We start from the raw sequence: 241 nt of genomic DNA, 5'->3' as shown, positions 1-241 counted from the left end.
CGCAAATTCTCGGCACGTTACGCGTCGGGGATATGTACACCTCATCTGATATTTTTGACTCGGTACGCTTTCGTGGGGTGCGTTTATACCGCGATATGCAGATGTTACCCAACTCAAAACAAAGCTTTACCCCGGTAGTACAGGGGATTGCGCAGAGCAATGCGCTGGTCACTATTGAGCAGAACGGTTTTGTGGTGTACCAAAAAGAGGTGCCGCCAGGTCCGTTTTCTATCGCTGATTT

The 241-nt window shown here is 49.4% G+C and carries 1 protein-coding gene; it reads left to right on the top strand.

The window, feature by feature from the left end; genetic code table 11:
* Window positions 1-241, top strand: a 241-nt coding sequence (locus tag JSN25_RS22270) for a fimbria/pilus outer membrane usher protein (protein WP_233638456.1), incomplete at both ends; no start/stop codon positions are given.

The organism is Citrobacter cronae (genome assembly GCF_016893685.1).
In the GTDB taxonomy this organism is placed as follows: Bacteria; Pseudomonadota; Gammaproteobacteria; order Enterobacterales; family Enterobacteriaceae; genus Citrobacter; species Citrobacter werkmanii.
Note: the sequence above shows the minus strand (reverse complement) of the source record. Positions and strands in the feature narration are given on the sequence as shown.